Below are 17,171 nucleotides of genomic sequence, written 5' to 3' on the forward strand. Positions count from 1 at the left end.
CTCACGGGCGGCCACCAGTGTTGGCGGGGAGCAGGCGGAAGATGATCTTTGTCCGTCCCATCGTGATCGTGGAGCCGTCCGTCAGTTCGGTGCTGCCCGCCACTTTGTGGCCGTTGACGTAGCTGCCGTTCGTGGAGCCGAGATCCACGGCGCTGGTCACGCCGCTTTCAGTGCGGATCTCCAGGTGACGCCGTGAGACGCCTGTGTCATCAACCAGGATGTCAGCCTCTGAGGAGCGCCCCAACACGATGGAGGGGGCATTCAGGGAGTACCGCTGGCCGTCAATGTCCAGGACGGGCTGGAGCCGGACCGGCTGCCGGGTGGGGGCTGCCGGGAGGTTGGGCCTGGGCGCCGGGGCACCGGGGGAGCCGGCGGACTTCTCGGTTGATGAGGCAATTTCGAAGTCGCCGGCTCGCAGTTCCTCCGCGCGGCGGAACGAGATCCGGACGGGCCCCTGCAATGTGTAGCCCTGGCTGCGGACGTGGTTGATGACAACATCGCACAGTTCCTCAGCGAGCGGAGTACCCCACTCCTGGGCCCTGGTGAAGTCGCTTTCACTGAGCTGGACGTCAAATACGTTCGGGGCTAGTGTGCGGCCGGCCGAAACAGCGAGCGACTTGTGGTCCAGTTCGCGGCGGAGGCGGCTGGCGATTTCAACGGGTTCCACCTCGGCCCGCGASCCGGTGGAGAAGACRCCKCGGACGGCCTTTTCGATGCCACGCTCRACCTTGTCCAGCAATCCCATGGTCCTTCTCCTTTCCCCCCGGCTGCGGGGCAGTATTCGTTCCGGAACTCAACCAGCAGCGCAGGTAAGTACGCGGTGCTCCGCCATGCAGCGGCAGGCACTACTACATCAGATACTACTGGGCAGGCCTGAGAATGACCTTAATCCCCAACGGCCGGGCCACCGGAAAAGTTCAGTTTCCGGCGTCAGGAGCTGTGTTTGTGCGGCAGGCGTTCAAGCCCTCCGGACGTCAATTAGTGTTTTGCCGCTGATGTCCGTTATGCTTGATCTCGCTGCTTTTACAAGGTTGCGGATCGGGGAAACCCGCCGTGATTCGAGGAAAAGAAGTTGCGCGCGAGTGGCGGAACGGCAGACGCGCTGGCTTCAGGTGCCAGTGTCCGAAAGGGCGTGGGGGTTCAAATCCCCCCTCGCGCACGCAATCAACACAAAGAACCCCGGTCTTCGGACCGGGGTTCTTTTGCTTAACGCCGTGGCTGGGCACAAGCCGTGGGCCGGTGTGGCTGGCACGGCGGAAACGAGCGGAAGCCCTACGGCGAGGGGCGCACAGAAGCCTTGAACCGGCGTCGGGAATTTGCGAGGTGGCTGCGCATGGCAGCCGCTGCGGCGCTCTCATCCCCGTCAGCGATGGCAGCAGCAATGGATTTGTGTTCGTGCACCACCTGATCGAAGTGGTCCCGCGCGTAGTGCTCCACGCCGGTCATCAGCCGGGTGCGCGGCATCGCGATCATCGTCTGGCCCAGGGCGGCCAGGCAGTCTGAGTAAAAGGGGTTGCCGGAGGCCGCCGCGATGGCGCGGTGGAACTCGAAGTCGGCCTTCATCGCGTGGCCGGGATGGTCCGCACTGGAGGTGAACTGTTCCAGGGCGGTGTTGACTGCCCTGAGCTGGCGGTCTGAGTGGTTGCGGGCGGCCAGGGCGGCTGCCTCGGCCTCGACCCCCATCCGGAATTCGAGCAGATGCAGGCGGTCCTCCACGCTGGCCACGGGCCGGCTGCCCGGGACCGGCTGGTGGCCGTCGTCGGGCGGGGTCAGCGCGAAGCTGCCCCGCCCGCGTTCGGTTTCCACCAGGCCCTCGGCCTGGAGCCGGGTCAGCGCGGAGCGCACCACGGTGCGGCTGACGCTAAATTCGCCCATCAGCGCGTTTTCGCTCGGAAGTTTACCTCCGGGCTGGATGGCACCGTCCACGATGCGGGTGCGAAGCTCTGCGGTGAGGTCCGCGGTCAGGTTCCGGGTCATGCGTTCAAGATTACGCGCCGAACTCCACGGTCTCGGTGGTCCAGGCGCGGGCCTGGTCACTGAGGGTCACGCCCAGACCCGGACGGTCCGGCACGATCATCCGGCCATTCTTGGTTTCGAGGCGTTCGTTGAAGAGCGGGTCCAGCCAGTCGAAGTGCTCCACCCAAGGCTCCCGCGGGTAGGCCGCGGCGAGGTGAAGGTGGATTTCCATGGCAAAGTGCGGAGCCAGTCCCAGGCCACGTTCATCCGCCAGGGCTGCCAGGCGCAGGAACTGGGTGATGCCACCGACGCGCGGTGCATCCGGCTGGATGATGTCGCAGCCGTTGGCGTTGATGAGGCCCTTGTGTTCGGCCACAGAAGCGAGCATTTCGCCGGTGGCGATGGGGGTGTCCAGGACGTTGGCCAGGTGGGCGTGGCCTTCAAAGTCGTAGGCGTCCAGCGGCTCTTCGATCCAGATGAGGTTGAACTGCTCCAGCTGGCGGCCCATGCGCAGGGCGGTGGCGCGGTCCCACTGCTGGTTGGCATCCACCATCAGCGGGACGTCCCAGCCGATGTGTTCGCGGATGCCAGCTACGCGGCGGAGGTCCTCAGCAGTGTCCGGCAGGCCCACCTTGATCTTGATGCCGCCGATGCCTTCTTCGAGGAGGATGGTGGCGCGGGCCTTGACCTCGTCGAGGGTGGCGTTGAGGAAGCCGCCGGAGGTGTTGTAGGTCTGGACGGAGTCGCGGTAGGCGCCGAGGAACTTGGCCAGTGACAGGCCGGCCCGCTTGGCCTTGAGGTCGTAAAGGGCAATATCGATGGCGGCGAGGGCCTGGGTGGCCACGCCCGAACGGCCAACGGAGGCGCCCGCCCACAGCAGTTTGGTATAGATCTTTCCGATGTCGTTGGGGTCCTCACCGATGAGTCCCTCGGCCACTTCTTTGGCGTGGGCATACTGGGCGGGGCCGCCGGCGCGCTTGGAGTAGCTGAAGCCGATGCCGCTGTGACCAAGCTCGGTGGTGATTTCGGCGAACAGGAACACCACTTCAGTCATGGGCTTCTGCCGGCCGGTGAACACCTTGGCATCGCTGATGGGGACGGCCAGCGGGAGCCGGGCGGTGGAAAGTTTGACGTGCCGGATGAAGTCGACGGTACTCATGGGGCTCCTAGAGAGGGAAGGGCAACATTGCCTCTACTTATAGTATAAGTAGATCACTTGTATTACAAGAAGGCCGCCGGGAGAGAACTACCCCACCAGCCAGGCAACCACCACCAGCGCCCCCACGCTGAGCACCGTGGTGCACAGGATGACGTCGCGGGCCACCGTCATGCCGCGGCCGTAGGGGGAGGCGAAAAGGAACACGTTCTGGGCGGTGGGAAGCGCGGCCATGATCACGCTGGCGAGGAGGTGCTGCCCCTCGAGCCCAAAGACAAACCGGCCCAGCGCCCACACAATAAGCGGCATGCCGGCGATCTTGAGGAAGGTGGCCACCAGGGCTTCGGTACGGCCGTCATCCTTCTGCAGCGGCGCCCGGCCGGCGAGGGACAAGCCGAAGGCCAGCAGGACCATCGGCACGGCCCCGCCTGCCAGCATGTCGATGGGCTTCTGCAGCAGGTCCGGCGCAGTCCAGCGGGTCAGTGCCACCACCACGCCCAGGGCTGAGGCGATGATCATAGGATTCGCGAAGGGCTGGAGCAGCATCTTCTTCCATGAAACTTTGGCACCGGAAGCCATCCCCATCACGGTGAGGTAGAACGGCGCCATCACCAGGAGCTGCACGAGCAACACGGGCGCCACGTGCTGGGCCGTTCCCACCGCATAGAGGGAAACGGGGATGCCGATGTTGTTGGCGTTGGCGTAGCTGCTGGCCATGGCCCCGACGGCGGTCTCCGCCACCGGGCGCCGGAAGAAGAGGAAGCTGGCCAGGCAATAGAGAAGCCCCACTATCGCCGCAGAGAGCAGCGCGAGCGGGGCGTCTGTGCCGAGTGCGGCCCGGATATCGCTGCCGGCTACCACGGTGAAAAGCAGTGCCGGGTTGGTGACGTAGTAGGCGGTGCGGGTCAGGGCACCCTGGACCTCAGGCCCCAAAATCCGCAGCCGGGCGGCAAGGAAGCCCACAAAAATGACGGCGCAGACGATCAGGATTCCGGAGACAACGCCGCCCACAGCCGCACCCTTCTTTTTAACTGCTGGAGTTCCGCACGGCCGTCTCGTCCGTAAGGAAGGAGGTCCAGCCGTGCGGAACTAGTTCGTCTTGCTGCGCGCCGGGACTAGCGCACCAGGCATGGCCGCTTGGGGTCGAAGGACCAGCCGTCCACGTAGTACTGCATGCCAACGCTGTCGTCCCGGGCGTCCAGGCCGTGCTGCAGGTACAGTTCGTGGGCCCTGTCCAAGGCGGCCCGGTCCAGTTCCACACCCAGCCCGGGAGCGGAGGGCACCGCGATGGCCCCGTCGCGAATCTCCAGCGGGTTCTTCGTCAGCCCCTGTCCGTCCTGCCAGATCCAGTGGGTGTCCAGCGCGGTGATCTCGCCCGGCGCGGCCGCGCCGGTGTGGGTGAACATGGCGAGGGAGATGTCGAAGTGGTTGTTCGAGTGCGATCCCCAGGTCAGGCCGAACTCGTTGCACAGCTGCGCCACCCGGACTGAGCCGGACATGGTCCAGAAGTGCGGATCGGCCAGCGGAATATCGACGGCGTTGCTGCGGATGGCGTGCGACATCTCGCGCCAGTCCGTGGCGATCATGTTGGTCGCGGTCTTCAGCCCCGTGGCACGACGGAACTCAGCCATCACCTCGCGGCCGGAGAACCGTCCCTCGGCACCGCATGGATCCTCGGCATACGCCACCACACCCTGCATCCGCTTGCCGAGGCGGATGGCCTCCTCCAGGAGCCAGCCGCCGTTCGGGTCAAGGGTCACCCGCGCGTCCGGGAAACGCTCGTGCAGGGCCGTGACCACATCCACTTCGTCGTCTCCGGACAGCACGCCGCCCTTGAGCTTGAAGTCGCTGAAGCCGTACCGCTCCTGCGCTGCTTCAGCCAGCGCCACCACTGCCTCCGGTGTCATGGCCTCCTGCCGGCGCAGCCTCTCCCAGCGGTCCGACGGCGCGTCCTCCACCAGGTAGGGAAGGTCGGTCCGGGCGTGGTCACCAATAAAGAAGAGGTATCCGAGCATGGGGACCGAGGTGCGCTGCTGCCCGTCACCGAGCAGTTCCGCGACGGGGACGCCGAGGAACTGGCCGTGCAGGTCAAGCAGGGCGGACTCGACGGCGGTGACGGCGTGGACCGTGGTGCGCAGGTCGAACGTCTGCAGGCCGCGGCCGCCGGCGTCGCGGTCGGCGAACTCTGCTGCAACCTCGCGCAGCAGCGACCGGTAGCGCGCCACCGGCTTGCCGTTGATCAGGACGCCTGCTTCCTCGATGGTGGCCATGATCTTCTCGCCGCCTGGTACCTCGCCGAGGCCGGTGCGGCCCTCGGAGTCGGTAATGATGACCACGTTGCGGGTGAAGAACGGGCCGTGCGCGCCGCTCAGGTTCATCAGCATGCTGTCGTGGCCGGCTACCGGGACCACCTCAACGTGCGAAATAACAGGCTGCGTGCTCACGCGCTGACCCCTGCATCTGCGGCAACAACGGTGCCGTCAACGCGCCGGTTAAGCTGCCAGGGGTTGCTGTCCTGCAGCGGAGTGGGCAGCAGCTCCTGGGGCAGGTTCTGGTACGCCACGGGCCGCAGGAACCTGTTGATGGCGAGGGTGCCCACCGAGGTGGTCCGTGAATCCGAGGTGGCCGGGAACGGGCCGCCGTGGACCATCGCGTGGCCCACTTCAACGCCGGTGGGCCAGCCGTTCACAATGATGCGTCCCACCTTCTGCTCCAGTGCGGGGATCAGGGGCGCCGCCGTCGCGTAGTCCGCCTCGGTAAGCTGCAGCGAGGCGGTGAGCTGGCCCTCGAGCCGGCCGACGGCCTCGATCAGTTCTTCCACCGAGGAGTAGCGGATCACCAGCGACGCGGCGCCGAAGATCTCCTGGTGCAGGACGTGGTTGGTGACGAAGTCCCTGACCTGGGTGCCGAAAATGGCGGGGGCGGGGGCGTTTTTGGTGGGGCCTGCGGTGCCCTGCCCAACGACGGTGACGCCATCCGCGGAGCCCAACGCCTCGGCGCCGGCGTTCCAGGATCCGGCGATGCCTTCGGTGAGCATCGTCTGTCCCGCGCAGGCGGAAACGGCGCGTCCGACGGCGGCAGCAAATTTGTCGCCCAGCTCGCCTGCGGGAGCGAACAGGAGTCCGGGAGACGTGCAGAGCTGCCCTGAACTGCCGGTCACGGCGGTGACGTAGGCGGCGGCAAGGCCGTCAATCTGTTCGGCCGAGCCGCTGAGGGCGCCCTCGAACACAAACACCGGGTTCAGCGACGACATTTCCGCGTACACGGGGATCGGCTCCGGCCGGGCCGCGGCGGTGCGCATCAGCGCGATACCTGCGGACTGCGAGCCGGTGAAGCCCACGGCCTTGATGGCGGGGTCGGCCACGAGGGCCTGGCCGATGCTGCTGCCGGGGCCGTAGATCAGGGAGAAAACGCCCGGGTGCAGGCCGGCATCGGCAACCGCCTTGGCGATGGCCTGGCCAACCAGTTCGCCGGTGCCGGGGTGGGCGTTGTGTGCCTTGAACACCACCGGGCAGCCCGCGGCGAGGGCGGACGCAGTGTCTCCTCCCGCCGTCGAGAAGGCCAGCGGAAAGTTGCTCGCGCCGAACACGGCCACGGGGCCGAGCGGGATCTGGCGCTGGCGGATGTCGGCGCGCGGCAGGGGTGTGCGTTCCGGCAGGGCCGGGTCCACGCGCACGCCGCGGAAGTCGCCCTGGCGGACCACGTTCGCGAAGAGCCGCAGCTGGCCGGTGGTGCGGGCCCGTTCACCCTGCAGCCTGGCGGCGGGCAGCCCGGTCTCCTGGCCGGCGCGGATGATGAGCTCATCGCCGATCGCCTCGATGTTGTCCGCGATGGCGTCCAGGAACGCTGCGTGGGCTGCGGGGTCCAGCGTGCTGAAGGAGGGGTAGGCAGCCGCGGCGGCGGAGGTCGCCGTCGTGAGCTGCTCTTCGGTGATCAGCGAATACGCGGGCTGGAGCTGCTCGTTCGTGGCGGGGTTGAAGCCGAAGGCTGTTTTGCCGCCGCCGACGACGGTCTGGCCGGCGATCAGGGAATGTCCGGTGAGTGTCACTGTGGTTGCTCCTTGGAGAGGGTGGATCAGGAGATGTTGTCGATGAGGGCTTTGAGGTCCGCCTGGTCCTGGGGCGCCAGGTTCTGCAGCGGCGGGCGGACTCCGCCGACCGAGCGGCCGATGGCGTCCAGTCCGCCCTTGACGATGGACACAGAGTAGCCTTTCACGCGGTCGCGGATGTCCAGGTACGGGATGACGAACTCGTTGAGCTTCTTGTTCACGGCCACTCGGTCGTTGTTGCGGACGTCCTGGTAGAAGTCCAGCGCGAACTGCGGAACGAAGTTGTACATGGCGCTGGAGTAGGTGCTCATGCCCAGCTGCAGCAGCGGGAGGGCGAACGTCTCAGCAGTGGGCAGGCCGCCCAGGTAGAACAGGCGGTCGCCGAGCTTGGCGTAGACGCGGGCATCGTGTTCGAGGTCGCCCACGCCGTCCTTGAAGCCAATGAGGTTCTCGTGGCGGTCAGCGAGTGTGGCCACCGTGGTGTCCTTGTAGATGGCGTTCGCGCGGTTGTAGATGATGACGCCCAGCGAAGTGGCGCTGCAGATGGCGCTGACGTGGTCAACCAGGCCGGCCTGGTCGGCTTCGGTCAGGTACGGCGGGAGGAGCAGGAGGCCGTCGGCGCCAGCGGCCCCGGCGGCCTGGGCATTCTCGATGGCCTGTGCGGTGGAACCGCCGGCGGAGGCCAGGACGGGGACAATGCTGCCGACTTCGTCGACGGCGGCACGGACCACGCGCTCGGATTCCGCGGGGGTGAGGGAAAAGCCCTCGCCGGTGCCGCCTGCTGCGAAAAGGCCCGCCACCGGGAAGCTGGCCTGCCAGGCGAGGTGCTTGCGGTAGCTCTCCTCGTCGAACTGCAGGTTGGCGTCAAAAGCGGTCACCGGGAAAGACAGCAGGCCTTCCTTGAGGGTGTCTGCCAGTTCCTGCGGGGTGTACTTTGCCACGATGTTGTCCTCTGTCTGAGCGCCGCGTGATGGGTGCCGCGCGGTTGATGTGGATTCCTGTTCAGGTTAGGCAGAGGACATTATGCCTGTCCAAGTGCTTTTCTGTATCCGGTGATACCAAGAGGGTATTGAATGACGACGGCGACGCTTGCTATTCGATGCGGAACTCCAGGTCCTGAAGCAGGCGGCGCAAGGCGGGGTTGACCACCTTTCGGTTCCAGATGGCGTGGAGCTCCACCGGCTGTTCGCTTTCCATTCCCGCCAGGGGCAGGAACTCGACGCCCTTGATGGCCAGCAGCGTGGCCGAGTGGGGAACGAATGCGACTCCCCGCCGGGCGGCCACCAGGGAAACCATGGTGAGGATCTGGCTCACCGTGTGGATCACGTTGGCGTGCTGGATGGGGAACGTCCTGACCACAAGATCGTAGAAATACGTCGCCATGGTGGGTGAGTGCATGATGAGTGGCTCGCCGCTGAAGTCCGAATCCTCGATAGGGCGGGTGAGATCCGCGAGGCGATGGTCGCTGGGCACCGCCAGCATCATGGATTCCTTATATAGCAGGTGTGAATCGAAGATCTCCCGGTCGAAGGGTGGCCTGGCGAGGCCCAGATCGAGCCCGCCGGTGAGGAGGCCCTGGATCTGCTCGCCGGTGACGAGTTCCTGCAGGTCGATGTCCACGTCCGGGATGATTTCAGTGATCTCCTCCAGCAGGGGGCCCAGGATGCTGAAGCCGCTGGCCGCGGTGAAGCCCACGCGCAGGTGGCCAGAGCGGCCGGTGGCGATGCGTCGGGCGGTGACGGGCGCGCGGTTCGCCAGGGCCATCAGCCGCCTGGCCTCCTCAAGGAACGCTTCGCCGGCCGGGGTGAGCTGCACCTTCCGGTTGTCGCGCTCCAGCAGTTCGGTACCGATGATCTTTTCCAGCTTCTGGATCTGCCGGCTGAGTGGAGGCTGGGTCATGTTCAGGCGTTCCGCAGCCCTGCCGAAGTGGAGTTCCTCAGCGACGGCAATAAATCCGGCCAGTTGGTCGAAGGTAAACATGATGCCTTCCGGGTATCACCTGATGCTTATTAGGGTTTAGACATGCATCATAACGGCTCCCTACACTCGACTAGCGAGCCCAAGTGATTCGGTTCACACGCCCCGGGATCCGCCCCGGAAATTCTACGAGGAGTCCCAATGACGCACTTCCCCGCCCGCCGCACCGTCCTCGGAGCGGCGTCCGCCCTGACGCTCCTGGCCCTGACCGCCTGCGGAAACGTGGCCGGCGGCCCCGCCGATTCGTCCAAGTTCCCCACCGGCCCCGTCAACCTCACAGTGGGCCAGGCAGCCGGCGGCAGCACCGACCTGATCGCGCGTGCCCTGGCCGAAGGCGCCTCCAAGAACCTCGGCAAGCCCGTCCCAGTGGTCAACAAGCCCGGTGCAAACGGCGCACTGGCCACCAAGGAAGTCGCCGGAAAGGCGGCAGACGGCCAGGAACTGGTCCTGCTGACCGCATCCCTTATTACCATCACGCCTTTGGCGGTCAGCGCCAGCGAAGCCGTCAACGTCGACGACCTGGACATCATTGCCGGCCTGTCCCAGGACGACTACGTCCTGGTGGCCAGCCCCGGCTCGGGGTTCAAGAGCTTCAAGGACGTGACCGGCGCGGGCCGCAACATCACCTTCGGCACCACTGGTGTTGGCACCGGAAGCCAGCTGGCCCAGAAGGTGCTGTTCAAGCAGGCCAACGTGCAGGGCACCGACGTTCCGTTCGACAGCGGCAAGCCGGCCCTGACGGCGGCCCTGGGCAACCAGGTTGAGCTGACCACCATCCAGCTTGGTGAAGCGATGCCGCAGATCGCGGCGGGGAAGGTTGCCCCGCTGCTGGTGTTCTCCGAAGACCGCACCACCTTCCTGCCGGACACCCCCACTGCCAAGGAAGCCGGCTACGACGTTCCGGTGGCCCAGTACCGTGCGGTCGCTGCCCCCAAGGGCACCCCGCAGGACGTGAAGGACAAGCTTCTCGCCTCATTCCAGGAGACGTTCAAGACGGACTCCTACAAGGAATTCAACAAGAAGAACATGCTGACCCCCAAGGAAATCTCCGGTGAGGAAGTCGTCAAGGAGTGGAAGGGCTACGCAGCCAAGTACAAGGAGCTCGTGGAGAAGTACCAGATCAGCCTGAGCGGAAATAAGTGATTCCTGTGAAGGAAACACCCACAAAGTCGGCCGTTCTGGAGGACGCCGCCGAGATGGACGACCTGACGCCGGAGCAGCTTGCCGCCCAGTGGGAGGAAGAAAAGCCCCCGGCGGCAGGGGCCCTGGCCAACGCAGCCTCCTCGCTGGTGGTCCTCGGAGTGGGGATCGCCGCCGTCGTCCTGTCCCTGGCGATGGGCCTGGGCACCCCGGCCAGCCCGCAGCCCGGCCTCTGGCCGTTCATCATCAGCTGCGTCATGGTGGCCCTGGGACTGTTCCAGCTGATCGCCGGCCGGCACAACCGGGACGCGGAGAAATTCACCCGTATGTCCACGGCTCCGCTGACCGGCCTGGTGACCCTCGCCGCCATGGTGGCCCTGATGCCGCTCATCGGCTTTGAAATTCCGGCCCTGGTGCTGTGCGTCATCTGGATGCGCTTCCTGGGCGGCGAAACCTGGCGCTCCACCGTCGTTGTCAGCGCAAGCGTGGTCATTGCCTTTTATGGCATCTTCGTCCTTGCCCTCGGCACCTCCATTCCCCACCTCTTCTAGGAGAACCCGTGGATTTTCTGAATCCCGTCATTAACGGATTTGCGGTGGTCCTGGAGCCGACAAACCTCCTGTACTGCCTGATCGGCGTTGTCATCGGCATGCTGATCGGTGTGCTGCCCGGACTGGGGCCCGCGGCAACTATCGCCATTCTGCTTCCGCTCACCTACAACGTTGAGCCCGTCACGGCCATCATCATGCTCGCGGGCATCTTCTACGGTGCCCAGTACGGCGGCACCATTACCTCGGTGCTGCTGCGGCTCCCCGGCGAAGCGTCCTCCGTGGTCACCGTCTTCGACGGCTACCAGATGGCCAAACAAGGCAAGGCCGGCACGGCGCTGGGCCTGGCGGCCATCGGTTCCTTTATTGGTGGCACTGCCTCCATCATCGGCCTGACCTTCCTGGCCCCCGTTGTGGCGAGCTTCGCCCTGGACTTCGGGCCGCCGGAATATACCGCGCTGGCCCTGTTGGGCATCCTGCTGGTGGCCACCATCAGCAACGGGTCAAAAGCCAAAGCGCTCATCGCCGCGGCCCTGGGACTTCTGCTCGCCACTGTTGGCCGGGACATCTTCACCGGCGAAAGCCGCTTCACCTTCGGCAACCTGCAGCTGGCGGACGGCATTGACTTCGTGCCCATCGCGATGGGTCTCTTCGGTCTCGGCGAGATCCTCTACAACTTGGAGGAGCGGCACCGGGCCGCGAAGGCGCCGTCGAAAGTTACCAACGTCTGGCCGTCCCGGAAGGACCTGAAGCACGCATCCGGTGCAATTGGCCGCGGCTCGGTGCTGGGCTTCTTCCTGGGGATCCTTCCGGGCGGCGGTGCGACCATCGCTTCGATGGCTTCCTACGCCATGGAGAAGAAGCGCGCCAAGCAGCCGGAACGGTTCGGCAAGGGCGCACCCGAGGGAGTGGCAGGGCCGGAAACAGCCAACAACGCCGCAGCGACGTCGTCGTTCATCCCGCTGCTGACCCTCGGCATCCCCGCCAACGCCACTATGGCGCTGATGTTCGGTGCACTGCTGATCCAGGGCGTCACCCCGGGCCCGCAGCTGGTGGAGCAGAACCCGGAGCTCTTCTGGGGCGTGGTGAACTCGATGTACATCGGCAACATCCTGCTGCTGATCATGAGCTTGCCACTCGTGGGCATCTTCGTGAAGATCCTGCGGGTCCGGGCAGCGATCTTGGCACCGGTCACGGCGCTGATCACGCTGCTGGGCGCATACACCATCAACAACAGCATGTTCGACGTGACGCTCGTGGTGGTCTTCGGCATCGTGGGCTACCTCATGAAGAAGTTCGGCTTCGAGCCCGGACCGCTGGTGCTGGCTTTCGTGCTCGGTGAGCTGCTGGAAAGCTCCATGCGGCGCTCCCTGCTGGTGTTCGGCGGTGATCCGACAGGCTTCTTCGGCCGGCCCATCTCGGCCACGCTGCTGGTGGTGTTCGTCCTGGTAGCCGTCCTGCCGGTCATCCGCGGCGCCGCAGCCAAGCGCAAAGTCTCCACTGAGGCAGCCCCGGCCGCCCCAGCAGCCCCGGCATCCGCAGAAATCAAGGAGAAGGTATGAGCATCATCGTTGGATTCGTCCCCACCCCCGCCGGGGAGGCCGCCCTGGTGGCGGGCATCGCCGAGGCCACCCTCCGGAAGGAGGACCTGGTGATCGTCAATTCGGCCCGCGAGGGAGCCCTCGTGGACAAGTCCGTGGCGCCGTCGGACCTGCTGGCAGACGCCGCCCGCCGGGCCGAGGACGCCGGGGTCACCACAACGGTGATGCAGCCCCCCTACCTGAACGACCTGGCCGATGAGTTCCTGGAGGTGGCACGCGAGGTGGACGCGTCCCTGATTGTGATCGGACTGCGGCACCGTTCCCAGGTGGGCAAGTTCATCCTCGGCAGCCACGCCCAGCGGATCCTGATGCAGGCTGACCGGCCGGTGCTCGCAGTCAAGGCCGGCAAGTCCCACTTCTAGGTAGAAAAGAAGCATGCTTACCAATAGGCTGGCGGGGGGAACTTCCCCGGTTGGATCAGAACGAGGTGAGAGCATGACGGAGACTGAGAACATCAGCAAAGTTACGGACATCATCAACGATTCCCACATCGGAATGTTGACCACCATCAACGAAGAGGGCGCCCTGGTCAGCCGCCCGCTCGCCGTCCAGGAAGTTAAGGATGACGGCGATCTGTGGTTCTTCACAGGACAGGGCACCTCGCAGGTGGCTCACGTCCAGGCGGATCCGCGCGTCAATGTTTCCTTCGGAAAGCGCACCGAGTGGGTGTCGGTGGCAGGCACCGCCGAGGTGATCACCGACCGGGCCAAGATTCACGAGATGTGGAACCAGACTGTCGAGGCCTGGTACCCGGACGGGCCGGACACTCCTGAGGTGTGCCTGCTCCGCGTGGACTCGGACTCCGCGGAATACTGGACCAGCCCTGGCGGGACCGCAGCCACGGTCCTCCAGTGGGTGAAGTCCAAGGTGACGCACAGTCGAATGAGTGTCGGCGAAAGCGGCACCGTAGAGCTCTAAGCGTTCCGCTTCGCTTGCTGCGCGGCCCTACTGCCGCGCAGCAAGCGTGGCGAGGACGGCGGGCAGCAGCACGTCATTCCGCCCCCAGAGCGGGTCCAGGATTTCCACGTACCAGGAGTCGGCGAGCAGCAACGCCAGGGTTTCGTTGGTTTCCTCCGCCCAGTCCTGGATCTGCTCCTCGTCCACCGGGTTCTCACTGGAGCCAAGGACGGTGACCACCTCGCCGCCGTCGAGCGTGACGGGGATGGCGGCACTGCTGGCCTCGCCGGGGGCATGGGCCACCGTCACCAGTTCCGTGCGGGTTGACAGGGCGAGAAGATCCGCGGCCACTTCGGCGCTGCAGAATCCCGTGACGTACTGGCGCTGCGCCGAGTCTTCAGAACGCAGGCCGGGCTGGGATTCCTTCGTGAACAGCCCGTTCCCGTTGAGGGCAGCAAGTTCGACGGCGATGGTTTCGGTTTCGTCGTCGTACCGGACAGTGAAGGTGGCGGCCTGGTATTCGCTGTGGCCCTCCAGCCAGCGCGCCGTCAGTTCACCGGCGGCTTCAAGGGTGACAGCCTGCCGCCAGGCCCCCTTGTCCTCCAGGCGCCTGCCGAACTGGTCACGGATGTCCGCTTCTGTAGGTTCCATCCTCGGATGCTACGGCGCCCCGCCGCCGGACTCCAGCGGCGGCGACACAGCAGTTAACTTCGCGCGGCCGGGATCCCCGCGGCCTGCTCGGCGGCGGTGAGGGCAGAGGCAAAGCGTGCGACGGCGGGGACGTACCCTTGGTGCCGATCGGCCCGCAACTGCTCAGCCTCCCGCATGGCTTTGATCAGTGCCGAGGTTTCAGGAAGCCGGACATCCGTCATGGCCGGATAGTCGATGCAGCTGGCGGGATCCAGTTCGTAGTGGCGCCAGCGGGCCAGCAGTGTGTCGTGCTCAGCCTGCGCGGCCGTGTAAACGGGCTGGTCCTGCCGTTGCTGCCGGAGCCTTGAGTGCCAGGCCGTGATCCGCGGGCTGGTTCGGTATGCCGCCACGCCCGCGCCGGCACCCAGCACTGTGAGCACGGCGCCGGACCAGGGTGCCGCCAAAGTGGGAATCAGGATCGCCGGGAGGGCCACGGCGGATCCCATAAACACGTCCCAGAACACCGTGTCGGGGGCACTTGCTCCGGGCGCCGGCGTCGAATGGTGGTGGACAGCCAGGACGGTGGCGACCACCGCGCACACCAACACCGCACCCCAGAACAACAGCTGCAATGCTCCCACCGGAGCGGATTCTGCAAATGCCGGCACTTCGGCACCTCCCCGCATCAGGCCCGGCCCAGGATTCCGGACTCTCCTTCCATTGCATCCCCTGCGGGGGCCGGGGTCAATGGGTTGCCGGGGCGCCCGACGGGTTTCCGCTTCTGCTTCCGGCCACGGTCCGCAGCCGGGTAGCTTGGGAACATGAGACTGAAAATGTGCAGCATCCACGTCAAGGATCCCGCGGCCGCCCACACGTTCTACACCGAAACCCTCGGGTTCGAGACGCTGATGGCGATGCCCGAACACAACCTCTTCATCATCAAGGATCCGGGCGCCGACGCCAGCTCGGTGGGGCTGCTGCTGGAGCCCAGCGACAACCCGATCGGCGCGGACTACATGAACGCAGTGCACGACGCCGGGTTGCCGGCCATCGTCTTTGGCGTACCGGACGTGCAGGCGGAGTATGACCGGCTGGTGGCCGCCGACGTGAAGTTCACGGGCGAACCCACGGAGAATCCGTACGGAATCACCGCAGTGTTCGAGGACGGCTGCGGCAACCTGGTGCAGCTGCACCAGGACTGAAAAATCTTCCTGACAAAACAGAAGCTTGTTCGCGGGTCCGAGCCTTGTAGGTATGGATTCGCGAACAAGCTGAGGTTTCCCGGGACCTACTCGGCCTTCGCGCGGTCCTTTTTGGCGTCCTTCTTGGCGGCTTCGTCCTTGACGCGCTGGGCTTCGGCGCGGACGGCGGCGTGCGTGGAACGCTCGGTGACCAGCCACGCAGGGGGGGCCTGCAGCAGCGCGGTGATTTCCGCCGTCGTGAGCGCTTCTTCAACACCGCCGCGGCTCAGGCCGCTGATGGAAACGTTCAGCTTCTGGGCAACCACCGGGCGGGGGTGCGGGCCGTTGCGGCGCAGCTCCGCGAGCCACTCCGGCGGGTTGGCCTGGAGTTCGGCGAAATCGGCGCGGGAGATGGTTGAATCCTGGAACTCCTGCGGTGTTGCGGGCAGGTAGATGCCGAGTTTCTTGGCAACGGTGGCCGGCTTCATGGACTGGGAGTTTGCAGAGGTCATGCTTCAAGGGTATCCGGGCGGGCGGTACTGTGAAGACGTGCCCGCCGACAATGATTCTCCGCAGAACGCCAGCCCCTCCGAAGCCACGGAGCAGGAGGCGCCCCGGGTGCTGCGTTTCGCCTACGTGGCCGGCGTGACGCCGGGGAAGTGGATCCGCCGCTGGGAAGAGCGCGTGCTGGACATTCCGCTGGAGTCGTTTATGTCCGACGACGGCGCGCAGCTTTCCGTACTAGGCGACGGTTCCGCGGACCTCAGCTTCGTCCGGCTTCCGGTGGAGCGCGAAGGCCTCAACGTGATCCCCCTGTACGAGGAGCAGCCCGTGGTGGTGGCGCCCAAGGGGCACGAGATTTCGGTGTTTGAGGAAGTGGCGCTGGCGGACCTGGCCCAGGAGACATTCTTGGACGTGGCGGAATTGGGCGGTCCGGAAATGGCCATGCAGGTGGTGGCTTCGGGTGCCGGCCTGGTGATCCTGCCGATGTCCGTGGCCCGGCACTTCAACGTCAAGGACACCGTGGCCCGGCGCCTCACGGGCGCGCCGGTCACGGAGATCGCGCTGGCATGGCCAATCGATTCCACGGACGAGATTATCGAGGAGTTCATCGGGATTGTCCGCGGCCGGACCGCTGCCAGCTCCCGTCAGCCCTCGGCCCAGCAGGAAAAGCCCAAGAAGGAACCCAAGCCGGACCGGCGCGGACCTGCCGTCAAGAAGCCAAAGGTGGCGCAGCGGTACGCACCCAACCCGGACAAGGGCCGCGGCAAGGGGTCGCGGAAGAAGGGGAAGCGCTAGGACTGAGCCTTTACGGGCCTTGGACTACTTGGGCGAGAGATTCGCACTGGCCCGCCATCCAGCCCTCCACTCAAAAGTGTCAGCTTGGAATTCAGGGCTTTGCCAAGGTATGTCCAGGATAGGCACAACGGACCTTATTCTTACGTAGTCATCGACGGCAACCTGACGTCAGATTGGGGTGTGCCAAAACCGGCGTCTGGCACCGCGCCCGGGAAAGGGCCGTGCCTTTCTCGTCGAGTGAGGAGTTTGCTCGGTGTTCAAGTAATTCCTGCAAGTGCCGAACTAATTCCTGCAAGTGCCGAACTAATTCCTGCAAGTGCCGAACGTGGATGCGCTGCGCCGGGATAAGGGAACTCCTCCCGTCTGGTGCCGAACCGTGATGCTCTTTATGGCCCTGGTCATAGGGGCCGCGGACCGCCGATGGCCGATGGTGCAACTGGTCCGCGCCGCCCTCGTTGAGCACGAGATGCACGGCCTTCGTAACACCTTCCCCAGCATTTGACCGGAAAGGGCGCGAGTTGAACACTTGGATTTAGTCGGGCACTGCCCCAACACCAACCCGGAAAGCGGCCCACCACATCGTGCGTGGCTCTGAGGAAATACCTGCCGCCAGGTCAGGAACTGACCTCAAGTTACGCCTAATCAATTCAGGATGACCAATGAAAACCGACGATGAAGTCGTACATGCTGCTGATGCCCTCACTCGCTGGCTCAGCGGCGTCTACAACGAGACCAACG

19 protein-coding genes and 1 tRNA gene are annotated in these 17,171 nt (G+C 65.4%); 9 read left to right on the forward strand and 11 right to left on the reverse strand.

Annotated features, from left to right (window positions below; translation table 11 throughout):
• Position 1: 1 nt before the first annotated feature.
• Positions 2-745, reverse strand: coding sequence for an FhaA domain-containing protein (locus AC1DIM_RS14520; protein ID WP_477711199.1), 744 nt, complete (start codon positions 743-745; stop codon positions 2-4).
• Positions 746-1,076: 331 nt separating this feature from the next.
• Between AC1DIM_RS14520 and AC1DIM_RS14525 the strand changes: the two genes are divergently transcribed.
• A tRNA-Leu gene (locus AC1DIM_RS14525) sits at positions 1,077-1,159 on the forward strand.
• A gap of 113 nt (positions 1,160-1,272) precedes the next feature.
• Here AC1DIM_RS14525 and AC1DIM_RS14530 read toward each other — a convergent pair.
• The 7 genes from AC1DIM_RS14530 to AC1DIM_RS14560 form a co-directional block, all read right to left on the reverse strand.
• Positions 1,273-1,977, reverse strand: coding sequence for a FadR/GntR family transcriptional regulator (locus AC1DIM_RS14530; RefSeq protein ID WP_477711200.1), 705 nt, complete (start codon positions 1,975-1,977; stop codon positions 1,273-1,275).
• A 10-nt stretch (positions 1,978-1,987) separates the two neighbouring features.
• Complete coding sequence (locus AC1DIM_RS14535) at positions 1,988-3,115, reverse strand: L-talarate/galactarate dehydratase (protein WP_477711201.1); 1,128 nt, start codon at positions 3,113-3,115, stop codon at positions 1,988-1,990.
• Between the two features lie 87 nt (positions 3,116-3,202).
• Entirely contained in the window at positions 3,203-4,123 is a 921-nt protein-coding gene (locus AC1DIM_RS14540; RefSeq protein ID WP_477711202.1) for an AEC family transporter, read from the reverse strand.
• Between the two features lie 104 nt (positions 4,124-4,227).
• Complete coding sequence (locus AC1DIM_RS14545) at positions 4,228-5,556, reverse strand: enolase C-terminal domain-like protein (RefSeq protein ID WP_477711203.1); 1,329 nt, start codon at positions 5,554-5,556, stop codon at positions 4,228-4,230.
• Complete coding sequence (locus AC1DIM_RS14550) at positions 5,553-7,160, reverse strand: aldehyde dehydrogenase (NADP(+)) (protein WP_477711204.1); 1,608 nt, start codon at positions 7,158-7,160, stop codon at positions 5,553-5,555. The genes AC1DIM_RS14545 and AC1DIM_RS14550 overlap by 4 nt, the downstream gene beginning before the upstream one ends.
• 26 nt (positions 7,161-7,186) lie before the next feature.
• The gene (kdgD, locus tag AC1DIM_RS14555) at positions 7,187-8,101 is read right to left on the reverse strand and encodes a 5-dehydro-4-deoxyglucarate dehydratase (protein WP_477711205.1); all 915 of its coding nucleotides are present in this window, start codon (positions 8,099-8,101) and stop codon (positions 7,187-7,189) included.
• A 151-nt stretch (positions 8,102-8,252) separates the two neighbouring features.
• Positions 8,253-9,140 carry a LysR family transcriptional regulator gene (locus AC1DIM_RS14560; protein ID WP_477711206.1) on the reverse strand — a complete coding sequence of 296 codons (888 nt, stop codon included), beginning with the start codon at positions 9,138-9,140 and terminating at the stop codon, positions 8,253-8,255.
• Between the two features lie 138 nt (positions 9,141-9,278).
• Here AC1DIM_RS14560 and AC1DIM_RS14565 point away from each other — a divergent pair, with 138 nt between their 5' ends.
• From AC1DIM_RS14565 to AC1DIM_RS14585, 5 genes are all read left to right on the forward strand, one after another.
• Positions 9,279-10,280 (forward strand): Bug family tripartite tricarboxylate transporter substrate binding protein, encoded by a 1,002-nt coding sequence (locus tag AC1DIM_RS14565; protein WP_477711207.1) that lies wholly within the window; start codon positions 9,279-9,281, stop codon positions 10,278-10,280.
• A 53-nt stretch (positions 10,281-10,333) separates the two neighbouring features.
• Positions 10,334-10,828 carry a tripartite tricarboxylate transporter TctB family protein gene (locus tag AC1DIM_RS14570; RefSeq protein ID WP_477711220.1) on the forward strand — a complete coding sequence of 165 codons (495 nt, stop codon included), beginning with the start codon at positions 10,334-10,336 and terminating at the stop codon, positions 10,826-10,828.
• Between the two features lie 8 nt (positions 10,829-10,836).
• Positions 10,837-12,387 carry a tripartite tricarboxylate transporter permease gene (locus AC1DIM_RS14575; protein WP_477711208.1) on the forward strand — a complete coding sequence of 517 codons (1,551 nt, stop codon included), beginning with the start codon at positions 10,837-10,839 and terminating at the stop codon, positions 12,385-12,387.
• Complete coding sequence (locus tag AC1DIM_RS14580; RefSeq protein WP_477711209.1) at positions 12,384-12,788, forward strand: universal stress protein; 405 nt, start codon at positions 12,384-12,386, stop codon at positions 12,786-12,788. Before AC1DIM_RS14575 ends, AC1DIM_RS14580 begins: the two co-directional genes overlap by 4 nt.
• A gap of 73 nt (positions 12,789-12,861) precedes the next feature.
• Positions 12,862-13,344, forward strand: a complete 483-nt coding sequence (locus AC1DIM_RS14585) for a pyridoxamine 5'-phosphate oxidase family protein (protein ID WP_477711210.1) — start codon at positions 12,862-12,864, stop codon at positions 13,342-13,344.
• 27 nt (positions 13,345-13,371) lie between these two features.
• Here AC1DIM_RS14585 and AC1DIM_RS14590 read toward each other — a convergent pair whose 3' ends face one another.
• Both AC1DIM_RS14590 and AC1DIM_RS14595 read right to left on the reverse strand, forming a co-directional pair.
• Positions 13,372-13,974 carry a DUF6919 domain-containing protein gene (locus tag AC1DIM_RS14590; RefSeq protein ID WP_477711211.1) on the reverse strand — a complete coding sequence of 201 codons (603 nt, stop codon included), beginning with the start codon at positions 13,972-13,974 and terminating at the stop codon, positions 13,372-13,374.
• Positions 13,975-14,027: 53 nt separating this feature from the next.
• Positions 14,028-14,621: a hypothetical protein gene (locus AC1DIM_RS14595; protein ID WP_477711212.1), complete on the reverse strand. Its 594-nt coding sequence runs from the start codon at positions 14,619-14,621 to the stop codon at positions 14,028-14,030.
• Positions 14,622-14,774: 153 nt separating this feature from the next.
• On the opposite strand from AC1DIM_RS14595, the gene AC1DIM_RS14600 reads away from it, so the two are divergent.
• A complete protein-coding gene (locus AC1DIM_RS14600; protein WP_477711213.1) occupies positions 14,775-15,155 on the forward strand; it encodes a VOC family protein in 381 nt (126 codons plus the stop codon).
• Positions 15,156-15,241: 86 nt separating this feature from the next.
• On the opposite strand, the gene AC1DIM_RS14605 is transcribed toward AC1DIM_RS14600, so the two are convergent.
• Positions 15,242-15,646, reverse strand: coding sequence for a DUF5997 family protein (locus tag AC1DIM_RS14605; protein WP_477711214.1), 405 nt, complete (start codon positions 15,644-15,646; stop codon positions 15,242-15,244).
• Between AC1DIM_RS14605 and AC1DIM_RS14610 the strand changes: the two genes are divergently transcribed.
• Both AC1DIM_RS14610 and AC1DIM_RS14615 read left to right on the forward strand, forming a co-directional pair.
• Positions 15,609-16,433, forward strand: a complete 825-nt coding sequence (locus AC1DIM_RS14610) for a LysR substrate-binding domain-containing protein (RefSeq protein WP_477711215.1) — start codon at positions 15,609-15,611, stop codon at positions 16,431-16,433. The genes AC1DIM_RS14605 and AC1DIM_RS14610 overlap by 38 nt on opposite strands.
• Positions 16,434-16,749: 316 nt before the next feature.
• Positions 16,750-16,935 (forward strand): hypothetical protein, encoded by a 186-nt coding sequence (locus AC1DIM_RS14615; RefSeq protein WP_477711216.1) that lies wholly within the window; start codon positions 16,750-16,752, stop codon positions 16,933-16,935.
• Positions 16,936-17,171 lie beyond the last annotated feature (236 nt).

Source organism: Pseudarthrobacter sp. 01T43 (genome assembly GCF_056398665.1).

Excerpts from the sequence above, each read along its gene's own strand:
- AC1DIM_RS14530 (WP_477711200.1), bottom strand. The coding sequence starts at position 1,977 with ATGACCCGGAACCTGACCGCGGACCTCACCGCAGAGCTTCGCACCCGC.
- AC1DIM_RS14535 (WP_477711201.1), bottom strand. The coding sequence starts at position 3,115 with ATGAGTACCGTCGACTTCATCCGGCACGTCAAACTTTCCACCGCCCGG.
- AC1DIM_RS14560 (WP_477711206.1), bottom strand. The coding sequence starts at position 9,140 with ATGTTTACCTTCGACCAACTGGCCGGATTTATTGCCGTCGCTGAGGAA.
- AC1DIM_RS14565 (WP_477711207.1), top strand. The coding sequence starts at position 9,279 with ATGACGCACTTCCCCGCCCGCCGCACCGTCCTCGGAGCGGCGTCCGCC.
- AC1DIM_RS14570 (WP_477711220.1), top strand. The coding sequence starts at position 10,334 with ATGGACGACCTGACGCCGGAGCAGCTTGCCGCCCAGTGGGAGGAAGAA.
- AC1DIM_RS14580 (WP_477711209.1), top strand. The coding sequence starts at position 12,384 with ATGAGCATCATCGTTGGATTCGTCCCCACCCCCGCCGGGGAGGCCGCC.
- AC1DIM_RS14585 (WP_477711210.1), top strand. The coding sequence starts at position 12,862 with ATGACGGAGACTGAGAACATCAGCAAAGTTACGGACATCATCAACGAT.
- AC1DIM_RS14590 (WP_477711211.1), bottom strand. The coding sequence starts at position 13,974 with ATGGAACCTACAGAAGCGGACATCCGTGACCAGTTCGGCAGGCGCCTG.
- AC1DIM_RS14600 (WP_477711213.1), top strand. The coding sequence starts at position 14,775 with ATGAGACTGAAAATGTGCAGCATCCACGTCAAGGATCCCGCGGCCGCC.
- AC1DIM_RS14605 (WP_477711214.1), bottom strand. The coding sequence starts at position 15,646 with ATGACCTCTGCAAACTCCCAGTCCATGAAGCCGGCCACCGTTGCCAAG.